19 protein-coding genes are annotated in these 21,411 nt (G+C 70.9%); 1 reads left to right on the top strand and 18 read right to left on the bottom strand.

Annotated elements, in window-relative coordinates; genetic code table 11:
* Window positions 1–166: 166 nt before the first annotated feature.
* The 5 genes from tsaE to LPT13_RS02835 all read right to left on the bottom strand — a co-directional run bounded on the left by tsaE (window position 167) and on the right by LPT13_RS02835 (window position 5,383).
* Entirely contained in the window at window positions 167–673 is a 507-nt protein-coding gene (tsaE, locus tag LPT13_RS02855; protein WP_242163312.1) for a tRNA (adenosine(37)-N6)-threonylcarbamoyltransferase complex ATPase subunit type 1 TsaE, read from the bottom strand.
* Window positions 674–870: 197 nt separating this feature from the next.
* Window positions 871–1,737 carry a bifunctional 5,10-methylenetetrahydrofolate dehydrogenase/5,10-methenyltetrahydrofolate cyclohydrolase gene (locus LPT13_RS02850; protein WP_242163310.1) on the bottom strand — a complete coding sequence of 289 codons (867 nt, stop codon included), beginning with the start codon at window positions 1,735–1,737 and terminating at the stop codon, window positions 871–873.
* Window positions 1,738–1,968: 231 nt separating this feature from the next.
* A complete protein-coding gene (locus LPT13_RS02845) occupies window positions 1,969–2,586 on the bottom strand; it encodes a cyclodeaminase/cyclohydrolase family protein (RefSeq protein ID WP_242163308.1) in 618 nt (205 codons plus the stop codon).
* Between the two features lie 68 nt (window positions 2,587–2,654).
* Window positions 2,655–4,343: a formate--tetrahydrofolate ligase gene (locus LPT13_RS02840; protein WP_242163306.1), complete on the bottom strand. Its 1,689-nt coding sequence runs from the start codon at window positions 4,341–4,343 to the stop codon at window positions 2,655–2,657.
* Window positions 4,344–4,615: 272 nt separating this feature from the next.
* Window positions 4,616–5,383 (bottom strand): type III pantothenate kinase, encoded by a 768-nt coding sequence (locus LPT13_RS02835; RefSeq protein WP_242163304.1) that lies wholly within the window; start codon window positions 5,381–5,383, stop codon window positions 4,616–4,618.
* Between the two features lie 124 nt (window positions 5,384–5,507).
* On the opposite strand from LPT13_RS02835, the gene LPT13_RS02830 reads away from it, so the two are divergent.
* A complete protein-coding gene (locus tag LPT13_RS02830) occupies window positions 5,508–6,203 on the top strand; it encodes a response regulator transcription factor (RefSeq protein WP_242163302.1) in 696 nt (231 codons plus the stop codon).
* A gap of 196 nt (window positions 6,204–6,399) precedes the next feature.
* On the opposite strand, the gene LPT13_RS02825 is transcribed toward LPT13_RS02830, so the two are convergent.
* The 13 genes from LPT13_RS02825 to LPT13_RS02765 all read right to left on the bottom strand — a co-directional run bounded on the left by LPT13_RS02825 (window position 6,400) and on the right by LPT13_RS02765 (window position 21,395).
* A complete protein-coding gene (locus LPT13_RS02825; protein ID WP_242163300.1) occupies window positions 6,400–8,250 on the bottom strand; it encodes an FAD-dependent oxidoreductase in 1,851 nt (616 codons plus the stop codon).
* Window positions 8,251–8,524: 274 nt separating this feature from the next.
* Window positions 8,525–9,331, bottom strand: coding sequence for a 4Fe-4S dicluster domain-containing protein (locus tag LPT13_RS02820; protein ID WP_242163298.1), 807 nt, complete (start codon window positions 9,329–9,331; stop codon window positions 8,525–8,527).
* 12 nt (window positions 9,332–9,343) lie between these two features.
* Window positions 9,344–11,923: a molybdopterin-dependent oxidoreductase gene (locus LPT13_RS02815; protein ID WP_242163295.1), complete on the bottom strand. Its 2,580-nt coding sequence runs from the start codon at window positions 11,921–11,923 to the stop codon at window positions 9,344–9,346.
* A 54-nt stretch (window positions 11,924–11,977) separates the two neighbouring features.
* Window positions 11,978–12,196 (bottom strand): zinc-ribbon domain-containing protein, encoded by a 219-nt coding sequence (locus LPT13_RS02810; protein WP_242163293.1) that lies wholly within the window; start codon window positions 12,194–12,196, stop codon window positions 11,978–11,980.
* A 112-nt stretch (window positions 12,197–12,308) separates the two neighbouring features.
* The gene (locus LPT13_RS02805) at window positions 12,309–13,886 is read right to left on the bottom strand and encodes a helix-turn-helix transcriptional regulator (protein ID WP_242163291.1); all 1,578 of its coding nucleotides are present in this window, start codon (window positions 13,884–13,886) and stop codon (window positions 12,309–12,311) included.
* A 3-nt stretch (window positions 13,887–13,889) separates the two neighbouring features.
* Entirely contained in the window at window positions 13,890–15,218 is a 1,329-nt protein-coding gene (locus LPT13_RS02800; RefSeq protein ID WP_242163289.1) for an MFS transporter, read from the bottom strand.
* Window positions 15,219–15,426: 208 nt separating this feature from the next.
* Complete coding sequence (locus LPT13_RS02795) at window positions 15,427–15,762, bottom strand: 4Fe-4S dicluster domain-containing protein (protein ID WP_242163287.1); 336 nt, start codon at window positions 15,760–15,762, stop codon at window positions 15,427–15,429.
* A gap of 27 nt (window positions 15,763–15,789) precedes the next feature.
* Window positions 15,790–18,096, bottom strand: coding sequence for a molybdopterin-dependent oxidoreductase (locus LPT13_RS02790; RefSeq protein WP_242163285.1), 2,307 nt, complete (start codon window positions 18,094–18,096; stop codon window positions 15,790–15,792).
* 327 nt (window positions 18,097–18,423) lie between these two features.
* Complete coding sequence (locus LPT13_RS11805) at window positions 18,424–18,969, bottom strand: helix-turn-helix transcriptional regulator (RefSeq protein WP_242163284.1); 546 nt, start codon at window positions 18,967–18,969, stop codon at window positions 18,424–18,426.
* A 69-nt stretch (window positions 18,970–19,038) separates the two neighbouring features.
* Entirely contained in the window at window positions 19,039–19,410 is a 372-nt protein-coding gene (locus LPT13_RS02780) for a hypothetical protein (protein WP_242163282.1), read from the bottom strand.
* 257 nt (window positions 19,411–19,667) lie between these two features.
* Window positions 19,668–19,856: a hypothetical protein gene (locus LPT13_RS02775; RefSeq protein ID WP_242163280.1), complete on the bottom strand. Its 189-nt coding sequence runs from the start codon at window positions 19,854–19,856 to the stop codon at window positions 19,668–19,670.
* A 16-nt stretch (window positions 19,857–19,872) separates the two neighbouring features.
* Window positions 19,873–20,091, bottom strand: coding sequence for a zinc ribbon domain-containing protein (locus LPT13_RS02770; RefSeq protein WP_242163278.1), 219 nt, complete (start codon window positions 20,089–20,091; stop codon window positions 19,873–19,875).
* A 5-nt stretch (window positions 20,092–20,096) separates the two neighbouring features.
* Window positions 20,097–21,395, bottom strand: coding sequence for a trigger factor (locus LPT13_RS02765; RefSeq protein ID WP_242163276.1), 1,299 nt, complete (start codon window positions 21,393–21,395; stop codon window positions 20,097–20,099).
* Window positions 21,396–21,411 lie beyond the last annotated feature (16 nt).

The following is a 21,411-nucleotide window of genomic DNA, read 5'->3' as shown; positions in this document are numbered from 1 at the left end:
GCGGCGGACAGGGGCCGGCGCCGACGGGGCGCACGGCCGCGGCGGCGCGAGGCGAGTGCCCGCACACGCGAGCGAGGCAGCGAGGTGGGTGCCCGCACGGGACGGCGCGACGGGCGCGCGGCGGCGAAGCGGACGGGGCGCGTAGCGCGAGCGCGCCGGCGCGGCGCTACAGCTGGATCTTGCCGAGGCGCGCCTTCGAGTCGTTGGCCCACACGCACAGAAGCTGGCGCGACCGCGAGCCGTAGGAGTGCGCGACGATGCGCCGCGTGCCGCGCTCGTCGGCGGTGATGGTGATCTCCAGGTAGTCGTAGGGCATGTCGTCGGGGAACTTCTCGGCCCACTCCACGAACGACGCGCCGTCCCCGTCGATGACGCCGAAGTAGTCGATGTCGTCGAGCTGGGCCGGCTCGTCCAGGCGGTAGAGGTCGAAGTGGTACAGCGGCAGGCGCCCCTCGGCGTATTCCAGCAGGATATTGAAGGTGGGGCTCGTCACCGGCGCGCGCACGCCGAGCGCGGCGGCGACGCCCTGGACGAACTGGGTCTTGCCGGCGCCCAGGTCGCCGTTGAGCAGCACCACGTCGCCGGGGCGCAGGTAGGGCGCCAGCGTGGAGGCCAGCTGCTTGGTCGCCTCGGGCGTGGAGGTGTTGCGCATGTAGGTGAGTCCGTTAGCCATGGCGCCATGGTACGCCAACGGCGCGCGCCCGGCTCGAAACCCCACCGACTCTCCGCGATTGCCGGCGAGCGCGGGGCGAGGGAGGGAGCGGGCGCACCCCGTCATGAGGGGGCGCCGCAGGCGCGGCGGGGACGGGCGCGCCACGCGGGGGGCGTCATTGGCGGGGAGCGGGCGCGCACCCCCCCCTGCCCCGCCCCCTAGCGCAAGCCCGCGGCGCGCTCGGCGGCGGCCACGACGTGGGCCATGGTGACGCTGGTGGTCACGCTGCCCAGGCCGCCGGGGACGGGCGTGAGGGCGCCGTCGTCGCCGAGCACGGGCTCGACGGCGACGAAGTCCACGTCACCGCAGAGCGCGCCCTCCTCGTCGAAGTTGATGCCCACGTCGAGCACCACCTGGCCGGGGCGGAAGCACGCGGGCCCGAAGGCGCGGGCGCGGCCCGTCGCGCATACCACGATGTCGGCCTCGCGCACGACGCCGGCCAGGTCCGCGGTGCGCGAGTGCGCCAGCGTCACCGTGGCGTCGCGGGCGAGCAGCATCATCGCCACGGGCCGCCCGATCACCAGGCTGCGCCCCACGACCGTCGCCCGGCGCCCCGCCGCGGGGATGCCGTAGAAGTCGAGCATCTCCAGGCACGCCTGGGCCGTGGCGGGCGGGAAGCCCTCGCCCGTGCCGGCGAACACCCCAGCGAGCGAGGCCGCCGTGATGCCGTCCACGTCCTTGGCCGGCGCCAGGCGCTCGCACACGGCGCGCTCGTCGATCTGCGGCGGCAGCGGGCGGAACAGCAGGCAGCCGTGGACGGCCCCATCGGCGTTCACCTCGTCGATGACCGCCTCGAGTTGCGCCTGGCCCGCGTCGGCCGGCAGCTCGTAGCGCCGCACGGCCACGCCGAGCCCCTCGGCCCGCTTGACGGCGGTGCGCTCGTAGGACACGTCGTCGGGCCGCTCGCCCACCCGCACGATGGCCAGGCACGGCACCACGCCGCGCTCCCCCAACGCCGCCACGCGCCCCAGCAGATCCTCCCGCAGAGCCGCGACCACCTCCTTGCCCGTCAAGATGCGCGCCATGGCGCCTCCCTTCCTCTTGCGATCCTCAGAAATCAGTCCGCCGTCTGCAAATTCGCGCGGTTATGCACTCCGCCGCACGCCCGTCCAAGGCCCTCGAGAAGTTAGCCTCGGCTCTTTCCTGGCAGTATGCCAGATACGGGCCACGGAGACGCCGCGCAGCGCCGCGCCACCAGTGCAAAACCGCGCGGATTTGCGCGCGTACCCCGAAAACGCCCGGACGACGGCGCGGCCCTAGCCGCGCAGCCGCTCCATCACGTAGGCGAACACGGCGTCGGCCTGGGCGCAGCCCGCGTCCAGCAGCATGTCGGCCTCGTCGGCGTAGCGCGCCGCGCGCTCGGCGTCGGCCATCGACCCGACGTTGATAACGACGTTCAGGCTGGCCGCCTGCAGCGCCGCCTTGGCCAGCACGGCCGCAGCGCCCGCGTCGGACACGGCCATCACGCTGCCGTGGCGCGCCATGAAGTCGCACGACTCGGCCACCAGCACGCACTGGCGCATGATCTCGAGCGGCACCTCGCACGCGTCCACGAGCGCGGCCTGCAGCGCGGCGTCCTTGGCCGCCTGCTCCTCGGGGGTCTCGCGCGGCATGCCGTAGGCGGCGGCCAGCGGCGCGAAGGCAGCCGCGTCCGCGTCGATGAGCGCCACCAGGCGGCCGCGCGTCACGTCCAGCTCACGCAGCTCGGAGCGCACCTGGCCCTCGACCTCGGCGTAGCGCTTCTTCCCCACGGTGAGCTCGCCCACCATGGACGTGAGCGCCGCCGCCAGCGCGCCCGCGTAGGCCGCCGCCCCGCCGCCGCCCGGCGTCGGCGCCTTCGACGCCAGCGCATCAAGGAAATCGGTGTTCACCATCTGCGTCTCTCCTTCCATACAAAAAGGCGGCGCCCCGCCCGGGGGCGCCGCCTTGCGGTTTCCGCGCCCTAGAACAGGCCGCTGATCACGCCGTTCTCGTCGACGTCGATCTTGAAGGCCGCGGGCGTCTTGCCCAGGCCCGGCATCGTCATGATCGAGCCCGTCAGCGCCACGATGAACCCGGCGCCGGCCGACACCTTCACCTGGCGCACCGTGATGTCGAAGCCGCGGGGCGCGCCCAGCTTGGTCGCATCGTCGCTGAACGAGTACTGGGTCTTGGCCATGCACACCGGCATGCCGCCGAAGCCGAGCGCCTCGAGCTGGGCGATCTCCTTCTTCGCGGCCGGCTCGAACACCACGCCGTCGGCATGGTAGATGCGCCGCGCGATGGCCTCGATCTTCTCGGCGATGGACAGGTCGTCGTCGTAGGAGAACGAGAACGTCTCGGCCGTACGGCCCTCGGCGTCGCCCTCGGCGCACAGGCGCACCACCTCGTCGGCGAGCGCCAGGCCGCCCTCGCCGCCCTTGGCCCACACCTCGGACAGCGCCACGTTCACGCCCAGCTCGCGGCACTTCGCCTCGACGAGCGCCAGCTCGGCGGGGGTGTCGGTCGGGAAGGCGTTGATGGCCACCACGCAGGGCAGGTTATACACGTTGGTGATGTTCTCCACGTGCTGCAGCAGGTTGGGCAGGCCGGCCTCCAGGGCCTCGAGGTTCTCCTCGTTCAGGTCGGCCTTGGCCACGCCGCCGTGGTTCTTGAGCGCACGCACCGTGGCGACGACCACCACGGCGTCGGGCCTGAGCCCCGCCAGGCGGCACTTGATGTCGAGGAACTTCTCGGCGCCCAGGTCGGCGCCGAAGCCGGCCTCGGTCACGCAGTAGTCGCCGAGCGCCAGCGCCATGCGCGTGGCCATGATGGAGTTGCAGCCGTGGGCGATGTTGGCGAAGGGGCCGCCGTGGACGAAGGCGGGCGTGCCCTCGAGCGTCTGCACCAGGTTGGGCTTGAGCGCGTCCTTCAGGAGCGCGGTCATCGCGCCCTCGGCGTGCAGGTCATGGGCGGTGACGGGCTTATCGTCGTAGGTGTAGCCCACCACGATGCGGCCGAGGCGCTCCTTGAGGTCGGTGATGGAGGTGGCCAGGCAGAACACGGCCATGACCTCGGAGGCCACGGTGATGTCGAAGCCGTCCTCGCGCGGAACGCCGTGGGCCTTGCCGCCCAGGCCGTCCACGATGTGGCGCAGCTGGCGGTCGTTCATGTCCACCACGCGCTTCCAGGTGATCTTGCGCACGTCGATGCCCAGCTCGTTGCCGTTCTGGATGTGCGCGTCGAGCAGCGCCGCCAGCAGGTTGTTGGCCGCGCCGATGGCGTGGAAGTCGCCGGTGAAGTGAAGGTTGATGTCCTCCATGGGCACCACCTGGGCGTAGCCGCCGCCGGCAGCACCCCCCTTGATGCCGAAGACGGGCCCGAGCGAGGGCTCGCGCAGGGCCACCATGACGTTCTTGCCGCGCTGGGCGAGCGCGTCGGCCAGGCCCACCGTGGTGGTGGTCTTGCCCTCGCCGGCGGGGGTGGGGTTGATGGCGGTGACCAGGATCAGCTTGCCCGGCTCGTGGTCTTCCTGGCGCAGCAGGTTGTAGTCCACCTTGGCCTTGTAGTTGCCGTAGAGCTCGAGGTACTTCTCGTCGATGCCCGCCTTCGCGGCGATGGCGCCGATCTTCTCGGGCGTGGCGGCCTGGGCGATCTCGATGTCGGTCAGCACGGCTTCCCCGCTTTCTCTTCGCGTCGAGGCCCGCGGGCGCGCGTGGCCTCCCCCTTTCACCATGGGGGCATTCTACCCGCTGCGGGCGCGGGCGCGCGGCGCGCGGGCGACGACGGCGAAAGTTCCACGACTGGCGGCCGGGAAGGCGGGGCGCGCGATGTCGGGAAGCGGCGAAGCGGAGCGCAGGGGCCGGGACGCGGGGCCGCCCGGCGGCGAAGCGGGGCGCAGGGGCCCGGGCCCGCCGCCCAGCGCGCGAGCGCGCGTCGGCGGCGCTACGCGGCGGCCTCGGCGATGAGGCGCAGGCCCTCGAGGGTGAGCTCGCCGTCCACCTGCGTGATGGTCTGGGAATGCGGCGCGATGAGCGGGGCCAGGCCGCCTGTGGCCACCACCGTGCCCGCATAGCCCAGCTGGTCGAAGATGCGGCGCACCAGGCCGTCGACGCGGTCGACCTCGCCGAGCACGATGCCGGACTGCATGGCGGTGACGGTGCTCACGCCGATGGGGTCGTCCGGGGCGGTGAGGCTGATGGCGGGCAGCTGGGCGCCGCGGGCAAAGAGCGTCTGGGCGCTCGTCTGCAGGCCGGGGGCGATGATGCCGCCGACGAAGAAGCCGTCGGCGTCGATGACCTCGATGTTGGTGGCGGTGCCGAAGTCCACCACCACCACCGGCTCGCCGTAGCGCGCGCGGGCCGCCACCGCGTCGGCCACGCGGTCGGCGCCGATCTCGTGGGGGTTGGGGTAGCTGGCCTTGAACAGGCCGCCCGCCGTCTCGGCCGAGCAGGTGAGCGCCTCGACCCCCGCCCCGTCGCGGATGGCCCGGCGCCAGGCGTCGGTCAGCTGGGGCACCACCGAGGCCACGGCGGCGCGGTCGACGTCGCCGAGGGACAGCCCCGCCGCCTCGAAGAGCGGCAGCAGGGTGACGCGCAGCTCGTCGGCGGTGGAGGCGGGATTGGTGGCGAGCCGCCACATACAGGCCAGGTCAGACCCCTGATAGACGCCTGCAACAGTCTGAGTGTTTCCGATGTCGACAGCAAGTAACATAATTTTGACAAGCACCATCACTTTATGAGCCAAACGTTTATAGTGAACCCAGAGCATTATAGCAATCCGGCAACGATCGAACCCCAGGGTCCAATCGTCGGGATGACGAGAGAAAGGCACAGAGATGACTGATGCACCGAGCCGCATCCTTGTCGTTGACGACGAGCCATCGATCACCGAATTCGTCAGCTACGCCCTCAAGAAGGAAGGCTACAACGCCGACGTGGTGGACAATGGCGAGGAGGCGCTGGCCCTCGCCGCCAAGAACAGCTACGACCTGTTCATCCTCGATATCATGCTCCCCGGCATCGACGGCTACGAGCTGTGCCGCCGCCTGCGCGCGAAGACCACCGTCCCCGTGCTGTTCCTGTCGGCCCGCGACACCGAGCTCGACAAGGTGGTCGGCCTGGAGATCGGCGGCGACGACTACCTGGCCAAGCCCTTCGGCGTCCGCGAGCTCATCGCCCGCGTGCGCGCCCTGCTGCGCCGCGGATCGGGCGGCGACTACCCCGGCGCCTCCAACGCGGTGACCGCCAGCGGCATCACGCTGGACGAGGACGCCCACACCGCCGCCGGCGACAAGGGCGAGATCGACCTGACGCCGCGCGAGTTCGAGCTGCTGGCCAGCCTCATGAAGAGCGCCGGCAAGGTGGTGTCCCGCGAGGACCTGCTGCGCGATGCCTGGGGCTGGGAGTACCTGACCGAGACGAAGACGGTCGACACCCACATCAAGCGCCTGCGCGACAAGATCCAGTCCGCCGGCTACGACCCGGCGCTCGTCGAGACCGTCCGCGGCTACGGCTACCGCTTCAAGGCCTAGCCCGCACGCGCCACGCCAATCCACGCACCCGAGGGGGCGCCGGCCGAGAGGCCGACGCCCCCTCTCACGTGACGCGGCCGACTCGCGGGGCGCCCGGGCAGCCGGCGAGCCGGGCGCCCCCGACCGCCGGGCGGCTGCGTCCCGTCGCGCCTCGCGGGGCGCCCGAGCCGCGCCCGGACGCCCCCTCCCCGCCGCGCTACCTCGCCAAGGCGAGGCGAGCGGCGTTGCGGCCGGCTATCCTTCCGGAGCTGTAGGCGTAGGTGGTGGTGATGCAGCGGGTGGAGTAGTAGGGGTAGGTGTAGAAGCCCGAGCCCTCCTGGCCGGCCACGTAGAGGCCGCGGATGGGCGCGTCGCCGTCGTCGAGGGCCTCCAGGCGCTCGTTCACCTTGACGCCGCCGAGCGTCCCCATGATGGGGATGACCGACCGGATGGCGTAGAGCGGCATCGCGTGCTCGTTCATGAGCTGCGTAATCTTGCCGAAGTCCTCGTCGACGCCGCGGCGGCACAGCTCGTTGTAGCGCTCGAGCGTCGCCACGAAGACGGCCGGGTCGGGGAACCCCACCTTCGCCGCCAGCTCCTCGGCGGTGTCCCCGCGCCAGGCCTGACCCCTGGCCACCGCGTCGTCCAGGCTCTCCTGGAGGTTGGGGATGGGCACGAGCGCCCGCGACGCCACCGACTTGCTCAGGTAGTCGTCCAGGTGCCCGCCGAAGTAGCCGCCCACGCCGCCGTCCTGTATGGCGTCCACCTGATCCTGGCTGATGAGGTAGTAGTAGGCGCCGCCCTGCACCCGCAGCGACGCGCAGCCCGACCCCATGGCGTCCTCGACGTTCAGGCACTCGTTCATGAAGCGCTTGCCCTCCTGGTTCACCGTGAGGAACCCGGCGTAGGTGACGTACTTGATGAGGTTGTCGGTGAAGTTGCACACGGGGTTGGCCAGGTACTCCTGCATGTGGGGCATGATCTCCGGTCCCAGCTGGGCGCCGGCCCGCTCGCACATGAGCACCCCGTCGCCGGCACACTGGGTGGTGAGCCCCCGATCGAAGAAGTTGGCGCTGTGGCACAGGCGCTTGAGCAGCGCCGGGTTGCCGCCGAAGCCGCCGGTCGCCACCACGACGGCCTTGCAGGCGACGTGCACCCGCGTGTCGTCCTGGCGCTGCGCCTCGACGCCCACGACGGCGCCCTCGTCCGACAGCCGCAGGTCGAGCGCCCGGGTCTCGGTCATGACGCGGGCGCCTCCCGGCAGCAGGTAGTCGTCGTAGAGGCGCTGGAACTTCTCCTGCCCGCGGCCGAAGTCGCACATGAAGGCCTCGTCGGGCCGGGCGTCGGGCCGCGGCGGCGTCGCGCGGAACCCGTGGTCGACCAGCCAGTCGACCATCGGCCCCGAGTCGTCGACGATGGCGCGGACGAGCAGGTTGTTCGCACGGCCGGCCGTCTCGGCGTAGAGCTGGCGGTACAGGTCGTCGGCCGTCAGCGTGATGCCCGCCTCCCGCTCGACCGCGGCGCCCGCCGCCGACACGCCCGAGGGGCAGAAGCCGCGACCGCCGATGCGCCCGGCCTTCTCCAGCACGAGCACGCTCGCGCCCTCCTCGAGCGCCCGCAGCGCGGCGATGGTGCCCGCATGGCCGCCGCCCACCACGCACACGTCGCAGGCGACGGACTCGTCGGCGTCGACGCGCGGCGGCGGCACGCGAAACGCCTCGACATCCGCGCCGGCCTGGCGCAGGCAGTCCTCGGTCGCCCGCAGCACCGCCGCCGACGTGCGGGTGGCGCCCGTGACGACGTCGACCGCGGTGCTCTGGTGCTCGATGATGGCGGGGATCATGCGCTCCGCCACCGGGCGGACGAAGTGGTCGTTGTCGGTGCAGTCCGTGATCTCGACGGCGGTGATGGCGCCCTCGTCCACCGTGACGGCCACCTCGACCAGCCGCGGCTCGGCCGCCGCGCCGAACCGCGCCCCGTCCACCGTCCCCGGCAGCCACTTCCCCGGCGCCTTCGCCGTGTACGTCCCCGGCGTCATCGCCCTGCCGGCAGCTCCCTCACATCCCATGGCCCTCTCCCCTCTCATCCGTCCTTGCACGACTCGCTCCTAAAATGGCCCGAATCGACGGTTTGACGACACGTTCCGCGCGCGCCGGCGCCACCGTCGGCCCCGAAAGGCAACCAACGACGCCCTTTCCGCATCAAACGCCGCCGCCTGCCGCAAAGCCGCCCGAAATCCGTCGTCAAACCGCGCTTTTCGGCCATTTTACGCAGAAGAACTGCACGCGCCCGCTCGCCTCGGCCCGAGCTTGCGCCCCCGGCCGGAGCCGGGGAACCGCAGCCTAGGCCCTCTCAAGCGGAAAATCGCCCAGGTAGGTGCTCTCCTCCAGGACCACGTCGCGTGCCACGGGCTTGAAGCCGGGCGCCTCGATGGCCAGCCGGTACTCCCCGGGATCGAGCCGCTCGAACTTGAAGTCGCCGAAGTCGTCCGTCTCCTGCGCCGCCTCGACGCCCCCGACGGCGGCCAGCGTCACCCGCGCGCCCTCGATGACCTCGTCGGCCTGGGGATCCCACACCTCGCCGCCGAGGAACAGGTGCGGCAGGTTGCGGTAGTACACGCGCGGGCCGGTGCCGAGCTCGCCCCGCATGACCTCCGCGTCGGCGAGCTCGCAGGCGAAGTCCTCGGCGTCGCCGAAGCGCAGGCCGCCCGTCGCGCACAGATCGACGCAGTGAGGCAGCCTCCCCTCGTCCACCAGGTGCGCGCAGCCGGTGCACTTCTGGGCGATGCCGGCCTCCTCGTTGGCGAACACCGCCTCGTAGGGGCACGCCGGGACGCAGTCCATGCAGCCCGTGCAGCGCGCGGGGTCGATGTAGACCAGGCCGTCGTCGCGGCGGGCGAAGGCGTCAGAGCCGCAGGCCTCGGCGGCCACGCAGCGCTCGCAGTGCATGCACAGCCAGGCCGTGTACTCCACCTTCACCATCGGGATCTGCCCGTGCTCGCGCTGCAGCACGCGCAGCCAGAACTGGCCGGTGTTGGGCTCGGGCGCCGCATAGGGCGGCCACGCGTTGCCGACATGCTCGTCCTTGCAGGCCACCTGGCAGTTGTGGCAGCCGTTGCACCTCTCGGCGTCGAAAACGAAAACCTTCATGTCCCTCTCCCTCTACTCGGCGTCAGCGGTCATGGCTTGCAGGTGGAGCGTCCCCGTCTCGGGGTCGTAGGGCCGCGAGAACGCCTCGGGGTACTGGCGCGCCAGCTCGAAGACGTCCACCTTCTCGATGCCCACCAGATAGCCGCTCGTCACCTCGCCGCAGCAGTTCTTCGACGCCGTGTGCTTCGGGCAGATGGTGTTGTTGCAGCCGGCCCGGTCGGCGACGCCGGGGATGATGGGGTCGAGGCGCGCACCGTGGTCCTGGAGCACCACCTGCGGCATGATGCGCTCGGTGACGATCGCGCCGCCCATGGTCCACCCGCGGTCGTTGAAGATGCGGCAGATGTCGCCGTCCCCTATCCCGAGCCGGGCGGCGTCGGCGGGGTTGATCCAGACGGGCTCGTAGGCGTAGCCGTCCGGCCCCGTCACCTTGCAGCCGGGTATCTCGCGGATCCACGGCGCGTCGTCGTACTGGGAGTGCAGGCGGAAATGCGGGTGGTTGGACACCATGAGGAACGGGTACCTCTCGGCCCGCGGCGTGGTCAGCCGCTCGTCGGGATGCCAGGGGCCCTTCTCGATCCACCGCGGGTAGGGCATGCGCTCCACGTCGTCGGGGAAGTGCTCCGCCAGCGCCTGGGAGTAGAACTCGATCTTGCCAGTCGGCGTGGAGAGCGGGTAGGCCTCCGGGTCGCGGTAGAAGTTGAGGAAGCCGGGAGCGTCCTCCTCCCAGTTCTTGGCTATGGGGATGAGGTAGCCGTGGTTCTGCTCGAACTCCTCGAAGGAGGTGAACCACTGGCAGCCGCTGCCCTCGAAGCCGCGCCGGATGGTCTCGTCGATCGGCTCGCCGTTGCGGTACTGGTCGAGCACGCCCATGCGGCGGCAGAACTCGACGCAGATCTCGTAGTCGGAAAGCGACTCCCCGCGGGGCTCCGTCGCCTTCTCCTCGAGCCACACCGCGCTGAACGCGCCGGACACCGTGTCGCAGACGATGTCGCGCTCCTCGAACTTCGTGTTCACGGGGAGCAGCAGGTCGGCGAAGAGGCAGTCGTCCTCCATCCAGATGTGCTGCGCGACGACGGTCTCGATGTAGTCGCTGCGGATGGCGTCGATGAACTCGTTGCCCCCGTTCCACGACGACACCCACTTGGGCGCGTCGGTCCACACCATGTGGATGCGCTCGCAGCCCTCGGCGGGATAGCGCTTCAGGTCGAACTGGTCGGCCACGGGCATGCCCGAGCAGGTCACGCCATACCAGGTCAGGGGGTTCTCCGGCGTATAGTCTCCCCCGAGCGCCTCGGGCACCAGCACCTCGGTCACGAACGACTCGCGCTTGTCCGCATGGTAGGGGAACATGATGTCGTGCATGTTGGGGGTGAACTTGGGGCGCGGCAGCGGGTTCTGGGAGTCGAGGCCGAACAGGCCGAACTCCATGAACTTGAGCTGGTTGCGGCCGGGATGGCCCAGCGCCTGCATGGCCAGCAGGGCCACCTCCAGGCGCGCCGGCTCGTGGGAGTAGGTCGACCGGATGAACGACCCGCCGTTGCAGTGGGCGATGCTCACGTTGCGCCGGGCCCACGACCGCGCGAGGGCCTTGATGCGCCGCGCCGGCACGCCGCAGATCGGCTCCGCCCACGCCGGGGTCTTCTCGATGCCGTCGTCGCCGCCCATGACGTGGTACTCGAACCAGTCGAAGCCCACCGCGTGGGTGTCGATGTAGTCGCGGTCGTAGAGCCCCTCGGTCATCCAGACGTGGGCGATGGCCAGCTGGAGGGCCGCATCGGTGTTGGGCAGGACCGGTATCCACTTGTCCGCGTGGACGGCCGCGCCGTAGTTCACGTCAGGGCAGACGTAGATCTGCCGCACGCCGATGTCCCGCAGGAAGAAGCAGTAGCGGCTCGATCCCTGGCCGCCGCCTCCCCAGGTGGTGGTGTTGACGTCGCAGCCCCAGAACAGCACGTCGTCGGAGTTCTCGGCCACGTCCTTGAACAGGTTGGTCTGCATTCCCTGGCCGACGGGGTCCTGGCCCCACATGTGCTTGGCGCCCCAGTACCAGCCCTCCCAGGAATCGGGGTTGCGCGCCTGGAGCGTGTAGCCCCCGAGCAGGTCGAGGGCGTACCCCTCGCAGCCGCGCGCGCCGTGCACGATCTTCACCTGGTGATGGCCGTCCGACTGGACGAATATCGAGTTCATCCCGTACTGGTCCTTGATGCGGGACACCTCGCTGGTCAGGATGTCCATGGCCTCGTCCCAGCTGATGCGCACGTACTTGCTCTTGCCCCGGTTCTGCGGGTTGCGCTCGCCTGCCGGATCCCAGTCGACGCGCCGCATGGGATGGAGGATGCGGTTCGGGGAGTCGACGCGCTGCTTCCAGGCGATGCCGAAGAGCGACGGCTGCGACTTCTCCGGCGCCTTGAACTCCCCGCCGCGGGCCCGGATGACCCACGGGTTGAGGTCCTCGGTCGCGAACTTCGCGTACTCCAGGGGCCTCGAGCGGATGGGCCTGCCATCCGCGATGTCGATCTCGACCGGATCGGACGCGGAGTTGGGCCCCACGAATCCCGTCGTCTTCACCACCGTCTTCTGCTCGGCCATGTCAGCTTCCTTTCTCCGTCCGTCTCCTCGTCGCATTCGCATCGAGCCGCCGCGTCAGTCGCGCTTGGGGATGCCCGGCGCCTTCGGGGGCATCCCCACCTTGGGTGCCGCGGGAGGCGCCCCCGCGGCGGCCCTCGGCGCGGCGAGGGTCGTCTTCTTGACGAGCCGCGCCCCGCACTGGGAGCACTCCTCCTCCCCCGGCGGGTTCTCCGTCCCGCACTCATCGCAGATGTTGTGGTCGTTCATGCTCGCCTCGGCTGGCCTGAAGCACATGAGGGCCTCCTCTCAACGTCCTTGCTCCTGCTGGGGGTTCATGCCCCCCCAGCGAACCTACCACGCGCCCCCGCCGGCGCCTTCATTACCCCCGATGTAAATCGGGGCTAAATCACCCGCTGCGGGTGACCTCGTCTCCGGCGCCCGACTCCTCGTCGAGGTAGGCGACGAGCTCCTGCTGGGAATGGACGTCGAGCTTGCCGTAGATGCTGTGGATATGGGTCTTGACGGTGTTGACCGACAGGCAGAGCCGCGTGGCGATGCTCTGGGCGTTGTAGCCGCGCGCCAGCCAGGTGAAGACGTCCGTCTCGCGCGGGGAGAGGCCGTGGCGCGCCGCGAGCCGCCCGCAGGCGTCCTGCCGCCCGTCCCCCGCGGCGGCGCCCTCGGGCGGGGACGCCGCGGAGGGCGGGCTGGTCGGCTCGGCGGCGGGCGCGGCGGCGTCCCCGAGCCCGAGGACGTCCCGCAGCACCCCCATCAGCAGCGTCAGCAGCCCGCCGCGCCCCTCCGGCACCTCGGGGACGTGGCGGGCGCGCGGCGCGGCGGTGAAGAGGCACAGCGACACGAGCGCGGCCTGGAGCCCGAGCAGGACCAGGCCGCCGAAGGCGAGGTCCGCCTGCCGGGCCGCCGCGAACACCGCCCATCCGAGCAGGAGCCCCGAGCCGTCGACGGCGCAGGCGAGGTCGAGGGCCCTGCGGTGGCTCGCGAACAGGCGCGGCGCGTTGCGCGCCACGTTGGTGAGGTGGACGATGAGGAGGCAGCCGTAGAGAAAGGCCAGGACGGAGGCGGCGGCGAGGGTGAGCGCCGGCAGCCCGAGCAGCGCCAGGGGAAGGCAGAGGGCGGTGACGGGCAGCACGAGCCCGAGGAGCAGGAAGGCGACGCTCTGGGCGAGCGCCAGCAGGGCGAGGAACATGGCGAGGGCCGCCAGGGCCAGCCCCGCCGCCGCGGCGACGCAGGCCCCCTCGCCGCCGGCGAGGGGCTGGGCGAGGCGCAGCGCGAACATCCCGAGGGCCACGCAGCCGAACGCCGGCGCCAGCTCCTTCACCAGGAAGCGGGGGCGGCTGAGCGGCTCCTCCTCGGCGGGGGCGCAGAGCGCCGCCTCGCGCCCGCGGGTGCGCATGGCCGCCGGGATGGATATCAGCACCGAGAGGAGGGGCAGCAGGGCGAGCAGGACCGCCAGGGCGCGGGGGCGGAAGCAGCAGCCCGCCGCGACGATGACGGCGGCCAGGGCCGAGGCCCCCACGAGCGCCATCATCGCCTGGCGCTGGTTCGCGAAGGCCGCCAGGTGTCGCATCCACAGCGCCGCCAGGCAGCCGGCGCCCACGCCCGAGAGCAGCCACGGAACGGGAAGCGCCCCCGGCCCCGCGGCACCCACCGCCGCCCCGAGGGGCGCCGCCGGGGCGAGCGCGGCCCCCGCGACCCGCAAAAACACCTGCTCGCTCCCCAGCGGAAGGCGCGGGGCCACGGCGAGGAGGGCAAGCGAGCAGGCGACGGCCCCCGCGAGAAGCCACGGCGGCGATGCGCCGCCCCCAGCGGGAAGGACGGATCCCAGCACGAGGAGCACGGCCCAGCCGAGGGCGCAGGCGATGCCGCTCAGGCCGTAGAGCGGGATGCCGAGCTTGCGCCCCCGGCCGGAGCCCGGCTTGCGGCCGGCGCTCACCACCGGATCGCTCAGCGCGCCGCCCGGGCCCATCGCTCATCCCTCGTTGCCGAAAAGGGGCGACTTCACGCGGCGCTTCAGGGGGCCCAGCGCCAGGAACAGCGCCAGGGCCAGCAGGATGGTCGCCGCGTTGAACACGAACATGGCCGCCGGGCCCCAGGACTGCAGCACCCAGCCGCCGAAGACGGGCCCCAGGCCCATGCCCAGGTCGGGCCCGATGAAGTAGGTGTTGGCCGAGCGCCCCAGCTGGTCGGCCGGCACGCCGCGCACCGACTCGGCCTGGATGGCCGCGTAGGCCGAGCCTTGGCCGAGCCCCATGCACACGCCGCCGGCCGCCACGCCCGCCACCGACGGGACGAAGGCGAGCGCGAGCATCCCCAGCACCGCCACCACCATCATGGGCGGCGCCACCCGGCGCACGCCCCACGCGTCGCTGGCGCGGCCCGCCAGGGGCCGAGCGCCCAGGTTGGCGATGGAGTAGAACACGAAGTACAGCGAGACGGCCTCGATGCCGCGCATCTCGCCGGCCAGCAGGATGAACGACGAGGTGATGCCCTGGGACACCATGAGCGTGCCGCCCACCACGGCCAGCGGGATGACGGGCAGGTAGAAGATGGTGCGCAGCGAGAACCGCCCCCGGCGCGCGGGCGGCGCGGGCGCGGCGGGGCCGCCCTCGAGCGCCGTCTCCTCCACCTCGACGGCCTCGGCCCCCGCCAGCAGCGGGTCGTCGCCCGCCGTGGCGGCCCCGGCGGCCTCCGGCGCGGCCGTCGGCTCGCCGCCCAGGTCGTGCCCGGCCGCCTCGGGGGGCGCCTTGAACAGCGCCGCCAGCACGAGCGCGACGGCCAGCATCACGCCGGACAGGGCGAACGACGCCGGGTAGCCCACCGCGGCGCCCACCTGTGAGCCGATGGCCGGCCCGAGCGCGATGGCCACCGTGTAGGCGAGCCCCATCCAGCCCACGCCGCTGCCCGTGTAGCGCTTGGGCACCACCAGCGGCACGAGCGAGATGATGATGGCCGACTTGAAGGCGAAGGCGAAGCCCTGCAGCGCCAGGAACACGCCCATCCAGAACACCGAGCGGACGAGCGCGCAGCCGAAGGCGCCAGCTGCGAAAAGCCCGCAGGACACCGTGAGCAGCGTCTTCTTGCTGAGCTTGTCGGAGATGGCGCCGCTCACCGGCCGGATGACCAGGGCCGCCGTGGCCAGCATGCCCGCCAAAAAGCCGGCGACGGGCACCGCGGCCCCCAGCTCGATGGCGTAGTTCGATATGATCGGCCGCGTCAGGAAGCCGCCCATCTGAAGCATCGCCTCGATGAGCAGCAGCTGCACGAACCGCCGGTTCCACAATCTCTTGGGCTCCTCCACCGGGGCCCTCCTCCCTCTCTCGCATCGCATCGCGGCGCGCCCGCCGCGCCGCCGTCCATCGCAGGGCAGCGCCCTCCGCGCCTTCCGCGCCGACGCCCCGCGGCTCCCCCGCCACGCGCGCCGGCCGCGCCGCGGCCCCAAGAGAAAGGCCCCCGGGCGAGCCGGGGGCCTCTTCCTCAAGCGTCAAGCGCCTTCGTCAACCCGGCCCCTAAGGCAGGAAGATGGAGCACTGGGCGCCGCGATCGGCCATCTTGACGGCCAGCTCGTCGAGCGGTCCGTACTCGATGGCCTGCGCCAGGCAGTGCAGCACGCAGGACGGCTTCTCGCCGCGCTCCACGCGATCGGCGCACAGGTCGCAGTAGGTCGTGGGAACCGGCACGTACTTGCCCTCCCAGCGGCCGTCGAGCTTGCGCCACGGGCCCATCTCCAAGAGCTTGATGCCCCACTGTCCCAGCGGCAGGTCCAGATGGTTGCGGCAGGCGAGCTCGCAGGAGTGGCAGCCGGTGCAGTACTCGTTGTCAAACATCAGTCCGTAAGCGGTCATCGTGGTACCCCCTTTCTCCTTATCAGGCTAGTCCTCGGAACGGTAGATCTTGCAGGGCAGGGCGCCGTAGTGCGAGCCGAGGCCCAGCTTGCCGATCTCCTTCCAGGGCATGAGCGAGTTGATGGACGACTTGCGGACACTGAACAGCTCGGTGTCCTTGTCCTCCGGGTACCACCAGCCGTGGTCGCAGCCGATGACGTTCTCCTTCACAATGGGCGTGAGGTCGGCGATCATCTTGCACTTGCCCCACGGGTTCTCGATGGTCACCCAATCACCCTGGCCGATGCCGTACTTGGCGGCGGTGTCGGGATGGATCTCCACCGTAGCGGCCGTGCGGATCTCGCGCAGGGAGTCGATCATACGGTGCTCGGTGTGGAACGACGTGGGACGGCGGGCGCCGGTCACGAAGTCAAGCGGGTACTCCTCGGTCCACTCGGGACGGGAGCGCTTGGAGAAGCGCGGCTCCTCGTAGTAGGGCAGCGGGTCCTCGCCCAGGTGGTTCTTGACGGTGCTCCACAGCTCCACGCGACCGGTGGTCGACTTGAAGCCAGGCTGGCCGTCCATGCGCAGCAGGCCCTTCTCGTACTGGTAGTACGGGATCTCGTAGCGGCCGTACACCCACTCCTGGAGCTTCTCGTAGGTCATGGGCTCGCCGGTCTCGGGGTCGGCGGTGTAGGGAATGTTCTGGATCTTGTTGTCCAGGTAGCCGTGCTCAGACGCCCACTTCTCCGTGTCCTCGGTGCGATCCGGGTTGATGCGGTGGTCGAGGTCGAGCATGATCTGGAGGTCGGACTTGCACTCGCCCAGCGGCTCGAGCACCTGGGTCAGGGCATGGAACTGGCCAGGCTGGTTGCAGCCGTGGAAGGTGACGATGCCCTCGTGCTCAAGGGAGGTGGACACCGGCAGCACCACGTCGGCGAGGGCCTGGATGGTGGGGTTCATGAAGATGTCCGTGGCCACCACGAACTCCTTGTGGCGGCAGGCCTCCATCCACTGCATCGGCTGCTGCGTGATGCAGGAGGAGATGAAGTTGGAGCTCTGGATGAACAGGAACTCGATGGGATACGGGATGTTGGTGCGCAGCGTGTCCAGCGTGCAGTCCGGCTGCGTGGTGTTGATGATGAAGTCCATGGCGGGGTACTGGTCGTGGCCCGCGATGGGGATGGGGTTGGTGTCCTCCTCGTTGACCTGCATGCCGACGCCCTTGCGGCCCGTGGAGCCTCCGTTCTTCATGGTCTGGCCCAGCTTGATGCCGCCGGGGTTGTCCAGGTTGCCGCAGATGGCGAAGATGCCCCAGATGGCGTGACAGATCTGCAGGGTGTTGGGGTTCTGGTCGGTCTTGAGGCCCACCGACGCGGTACAGGGCTTCTGGGCCAGCATGCGGGCAGCGGCGTAGATGTCCTCCACCGGCACCTCGCAGATATCGGCGGCCATCTCCGGCGTCATGGTGCGGCAGCGCTCGGCGTACTCGTCGAAGCCGTAGGTCCACTTCTCCACGAAGTCGTGATCGTAGAGGTCCTCGTTGATGATGACCGTGTTGAGGGCCATGGCCAGGGCGGCGTCGGTGCCGGGGCGAATCTGGAAGTGGATCTCGGCATGGCGGGCCAGCCAGTTGGCGCGCGGGTCGACCACGATGATCTTCATGCCGCGCTTCATCATGTCGACGGTGCTGTGGCCGAACAGGCCGTCCGGGTTGGACCACAGCGGGTCGCGGCCCCAGATGAGCATGTACTTGGGCAGCTCGTAGCGCGGGTCGTCGTAGCGGTCCTTGAAGCCGAAGGCGCCGTCGTACTCGACGTAGGCGCAGCCGAGCAGCCAGTCCATGGCGGTCTGGCGCGGGATGACGCAGGACCAGCCGCCGTTGGCGTGGATGGCCGTGCGGCTGTGGAACACCTGGTTGCAGGTCTGGAACTGGTAGGCGGACGCCTCGCGGCCGGTGCCGGTCCACACCGAGACGGTGTCGGGGCCGTACTTGGCGGTGAGCTCATGGTACTTGCTCACGATGATGTCGTAGGCCTCGTCCCAGCTGATGCGCTCCCACTTGTCGGGCTGGCCGCGGAACTGGCGGTCGCGCTTCATGGGATAGAGCAGGCGGTCCTCATGGTAGATGTACTCGGGAAGCGTCAGGCAGCGGACGCACAGGCGCCCGTTGGTGATGGGCTGATCGGGGTCGCCCTCCACCTTGACCAGCTTGCCGTCCTTGACGAAGCAGCGCAGGCCGCAGCCGACGCCGTGACACCCCGGGGGCGACCACTGGGCGGTGCGGTAGACCTTGGTGCCGTCCTCAAGCTCTTCGACGCGAGGCGTTTCAGATACTCGGGTCAATTCACTCATGTTGCGACTCCTCTCCTCTTTCTCTCATCTCCCTTGCAGATGCGCGGGACGCGCCTCCTCGAGCCGCGGACGCAGCCCCCCGGATTCGGCCCGCTCCCCCATTCTTCCCGGCGCGAGCCCCCTTGCCATCTGCTGGCAGGTATGAAACCGCGCGGCCCCACCTCCTACGACTGACGGTATTAGATGCCTGGTCAGGACGCCTTCCTCATGCACGCCAGACGATTTCGCCGCGTTGGTGCGCCGCGGGCGAAGCGCGGCGGGCGGCGGATCGGGGACGCCGGGGTCTCATCGAGCGGGGGGGGCGTCCGCGAAGGGCGCGCCGGGCCCCTAGGAACGGCCCTCCGCCCGCTCGGCCCCGGCCTCGCGAGCGAAGCGCTCGACGGCGTCGAGGAGCTCCTGGCGCGAGTGGACGCCCAGCTTGCCGTAAATGTTGGACACGTGGGTGCGCACGGTGTTGACGGACACGACGAGCGCCTCGCTGATGTGGCGCACGTCCCGCCCGCGGACGAGCAGCACCAGGATCTCGCGCTCGCGCGGGGACAGCCCGTAGTCCACGGCCATGAGCGCGATGGCGCGGGAGAGGTCGGCGCGGCGCGGGGAAGCGTCGTCGCGCAGTATCTCGTCAATGGCCTCGCGGGGCAGGCCCTCGTCCGGCGCCGGGGCGTCCTGCGCCCCGTCGGCGGCGCGGCGGGCGCGGGCCGCGACGATGACGGCCGCCCCCAGCGCGAGGACGCCGCCCAGAAACGCGGCGGCGGCAGCGGCGGCGGGCAGCCACAGGGCCCCCGCCAGCGAGAGCGCGCCCGCGCCCCAGCCGGCGGCGAGCCAGCGGAGGCGCGGGTCGCGCAGCAGGTCACTCAGCCTCGGGATACCCACGGGCAGCTCCTCGCTCTTCGTCCCCCTGCGGGGCCGGCAGGGCCGCCCGACGGCTCTTCGGGGGCGGCGCTACCGCTCTATCTTGGCAATGGCGAGGTCGACGTAGGTGCCGTCCACAATGCCGCGGCCGACGATGGCCTCGATCGCGTCCTCGGGGATCATCAGCTGCGGCTTGGGGTCCACGCCGTGGACCTTGATCGTGCGAAGGCCGGCCTCGCCCGTCCAGCCCTCCTCGTCGGTGAGGTCGTTGTCGGCCACCACCATGGTCGCCTGCACCACCGCGTCCATGAGGCCCTTCGCCTTGAGCTCGTCGTAGGCGCCGGCATCCACGGACACCACGCCGCGGAAGCCGTCGTCGGAGGTGAACTCGTTGCCGAGGGGCACCAGGAAGAAGGTGCCGTGGGCATAGCAGACATCGTGCAGATCGATTGTGGCGCTCATCGCGTTCTCCTAACTTCGGGGCTGGACGGCCGGCACGGCGGCCGGCCCGAGCATGTCGCTCGCTAGCTAGGAGGATGGCACGATCGGCGGGTTTGTAATCATCATCCCGTGACCAACCGGGAAGTTCATCCACGGTGCATGAGGTCTGGTCACGCGCCGGGAACGGCACCTTCTCGGGAAGGTGGCAGCCGCCGGCGAGAAGTGGAGGGCCGGTGAAGCCCTCCCTCTGCCGGCAGCGGCGCGGGCGGCCCGGCGACCTAGCGCGCGGGGGCGGCGGAGGGGCCGCCGAAGGCGATGTTGCGGCTGCCGCAGCCGGCGCACTCCGTCAGCTTCTCACCGGGGCGCACCTCGCGGCCGCAGTCGAGGCAGCGGGGACCCGCCGCCTCGACGACGAGCGCGCTCTCGGCGCACTTGCCGCAGCTGTTGCAGACGTAGCAGCGTTCCATGGCTCGCACCTCCTCCCTAGCACCCGAGGCCCTCAGACGGGCCGTCCGCACGGGAGGCGGGCCGCCCCGGCGCCGTTCCCGGCGCGGCGACGGCCGGGGCCGCGGGGCGCGTCCAGCCGCAGGCCGCGCACGCCCGGGCGTCGGCGGCCAGGAGCTCGCCGCAGCGCGGGCAGCGCACGGCGGCTAGCGACGGATCCGCCAGGCAGCTGCCGCAGTTCCGGCACGGGTAGCACATGGGCCCTACTCCCCCCTCACCACGGCCGTGTCGACCAGCCAGCTCAGGGCGGCGGCGCGCTTGGCCATGGACTCAGCCAGGCGCGCGCGGCCCGTGCGGCGCAGCTCGTCGACCGTGGGGCTGCCACCGAAGAAGCGCGCGGCCGCCGATTCCACGTCCTCGTCGGCCAGCGTCATGCCGCGCCCGTCGAACAGCGCCTCCAGCGCGAAGCCCTGGCGCAGGTTCTCGCCCGACTGGATGAGCATCTTCACGCTCAGCTCCTGCTCGTTGGTCTGCTCCTCCTCGTAGTAGTCGTCGAGCGTCTTGCCCTGCTGGGACAGGTCGGCCTCGAACTTGTTCATGAGGCTGCGGTAGGAGGCCTGGTAGAACTCGTCGGGGATGTCGCCGACCAGGCGTTTCTCCACCTCGACGTTGGCCAGGTGGGCCAGGGTGTCGCGGTTGAACAGCTTGGCGTCGTATTCCACGTCCTTGCGCGTCTCGGCGAAGAACTCCGCCACCGTGTCGATCGTCGGGTAGTGGGCGTGGACCCACGCGTCGGTCAGCTCCACCTCCACCTTGCGCTGCTGGGCCAGCACCGTCACCGTCGACACGTAGCGGTCCACGTCGTCGGGGGTGATGGCGCGGGGGCGCGGCACGGCGTACTCCACCGTCTTGGTCTCGCCCACCTCCATGCCCACGACGGCCTCGAGGAAGGGCGCCGGCATCGACTCGCCGTCCATCTCCAGGATCATGCGCTTGCCCGACAGGTGGGGCACCATCTTGTCGTCCTGCTGGGTGTCCACGTCGATGGCCACGATGTCGCCGGCCCGCACGGGATGGGGGTCGGCCTCCTCGTAGGCGGCGTAGTGGTCGAGCACCTCGGCCACGCGCGCCGCGATGAGCCGGTCGGTGACGGCCACCTCGTCCATGACCACCTCCACCGGCTCGTAGGAGCTGAGGGTGAGGCGCGGCTGCTCCACCACCGACAGCTCCACGGCGAACCCCTCGCCGTCGGCGGGGTAGTCCAGCACGTGGATGTTGGGCGTGAGCGCCGGGGTGAGCCCCAGCGCCGCCAGGGCGTCGCCCGCCATGCGGTTCACCACGAAGTCGCGCCGCAGCTCGCGGAACGCCTCGGCGCCCATGCCCGCCTGGCCCGCCTCCTCGACGGCGTCCCAGGGGGCGTCGGGCGCGAGCCCCTTGGCGCGCGCGACCGTCTCGTAGAACTCGGCGAGCAGGCCGTGGACGACGTCGGCCGCCGCCTCGGCGTGAACGGTCACGGCGCCCTTGTCGTCCGGCTCGGCCTTGTCCAGGCGGGTGAACTCCATGGTGATATCCTCCTTC

This window comes from Adlercreutzia faecimuris, from assembly GCF_022669055.1.
Taxonomy (GTDB): domain Bacteria; phylum Actinomycetota; class Coriobacteriia; order Coriobacteriales; family Eggerthellaceae; genus Enterorhabdus; species Enterorhabdus faecimuris.
Note: the sequence above shows the minus strand (reverse complement) of the source record. Positions and strands in the feature narration are given on the sequence as shown.

Coding starts and splice junctions, on each gene's coding strand:
- LPT13_RS02835 (WP_242163304.1), bottom strand. CDS start 5,383: ATGTTACTTGCTGTCGACATCGGAAACACTCAGACTGTTGCAGGCGTC.
- LPT13_RS02810 (WP_242163293.1), bottom strand. CDS start 12,196: ATGTGCTTCAGGCCAGCCGAGGCGAGCATGAACGACCACAACATCTGC.
- LPT13_RS02765 (WP_242163276.1), bottom strand. CDS start 21,395: ATGGAGTTCACCCGCCTGGACAAGGCCGAGCCGGACGACAAGGGCGCC.
- LPT13_RS02815 (WP_242163295.1), bottom strand. CDS start 11,923: ATGGCCGAGCAGAAGACGGTGGTGAAGACGACGGGATTCGTGGGGCCC.
- LPT13_RS02845 (WP_242163308.1), bottom strand. CDS start 2,586: ATGGTGAACACCGATTTCCTTGATGCGCTGGCGTCGAAGGCGCCGACG.
- LPT13_RS02770 (WP_242163278.1), bottom strand. CDS start 20,091: ATGTGCTACCCGTGCCGGAACTGCGGCAGCTGCCTGGCGGATCCGTCG.
- tsaE (WP_242163312.1), bottom strand. CDS start 673: ATGGCTAACGGACTCACCTACATGCGCAACACCTCCACGCCCGAGGCG.
- LPT13_RS02830 (WP_242163302.1), top strand. CDS start 5,508: ATGACTGATGCACCGAGCCGCATCCTTGTCGTTGACGACGAGCCATCG.
- LPT13_RS02775 (WP_242163280.1), bottom strand. CDS start 19,856: ATGGAACGCTGCTACGTCTGCAACAGCTGCGGCAAGTGCGCCGAGAGC.
- LPT13_RS02825 (WP_242163300.1), bottom strand. CDS start 8,250: ATGGGATGTGAGGGAGCTGCCGGCAGGGCGATGACGCCGGGGACGTAC.
- LPT13_RS02805 (WP_242163291.1), bottom strand. CDS start 13,886: ATGGGCCCGGGCGGCGCGCTGAGCGATCCGGTGGTGAGCGCCGGCCGC.
- LPT13_RS02850 (WP_242163310.1), bottom strand. CDS start 1,737: ATGGCGCGCATCTTGACGGGCAAGGAGGTGGTCGCGGCTCTGCGGGAG.
- LPT13_RS02820 (WP_242163298.1), bottom strand. CDS start 9,331: ATGAAGGTTTTCGTTTTCGACGCCGAGAGGTGCAACGGCTGCCACAAC.
- LPT13_RS02795 (WP_242163287.1), bottom strand. CDS start 15,762: ATGACCGCTTACGGACTGATGTTTGACAACGAGTACTGCACCGGCTGC.
- LPT13_RS02780 (WP_242163282.1), bottom strand. CDS start 19,410: ATGAGCGCCACAATCGATCTGCACGATGTCTGCTATGCCCACGGCACC.
- LPT13_RS02790 (WP_242163285.1), bottom strand. CDS start 18,096: ATGAGTGAATTGACCCGAGTATCTGAAACGCCTCGCGTCGAAGAGCTT.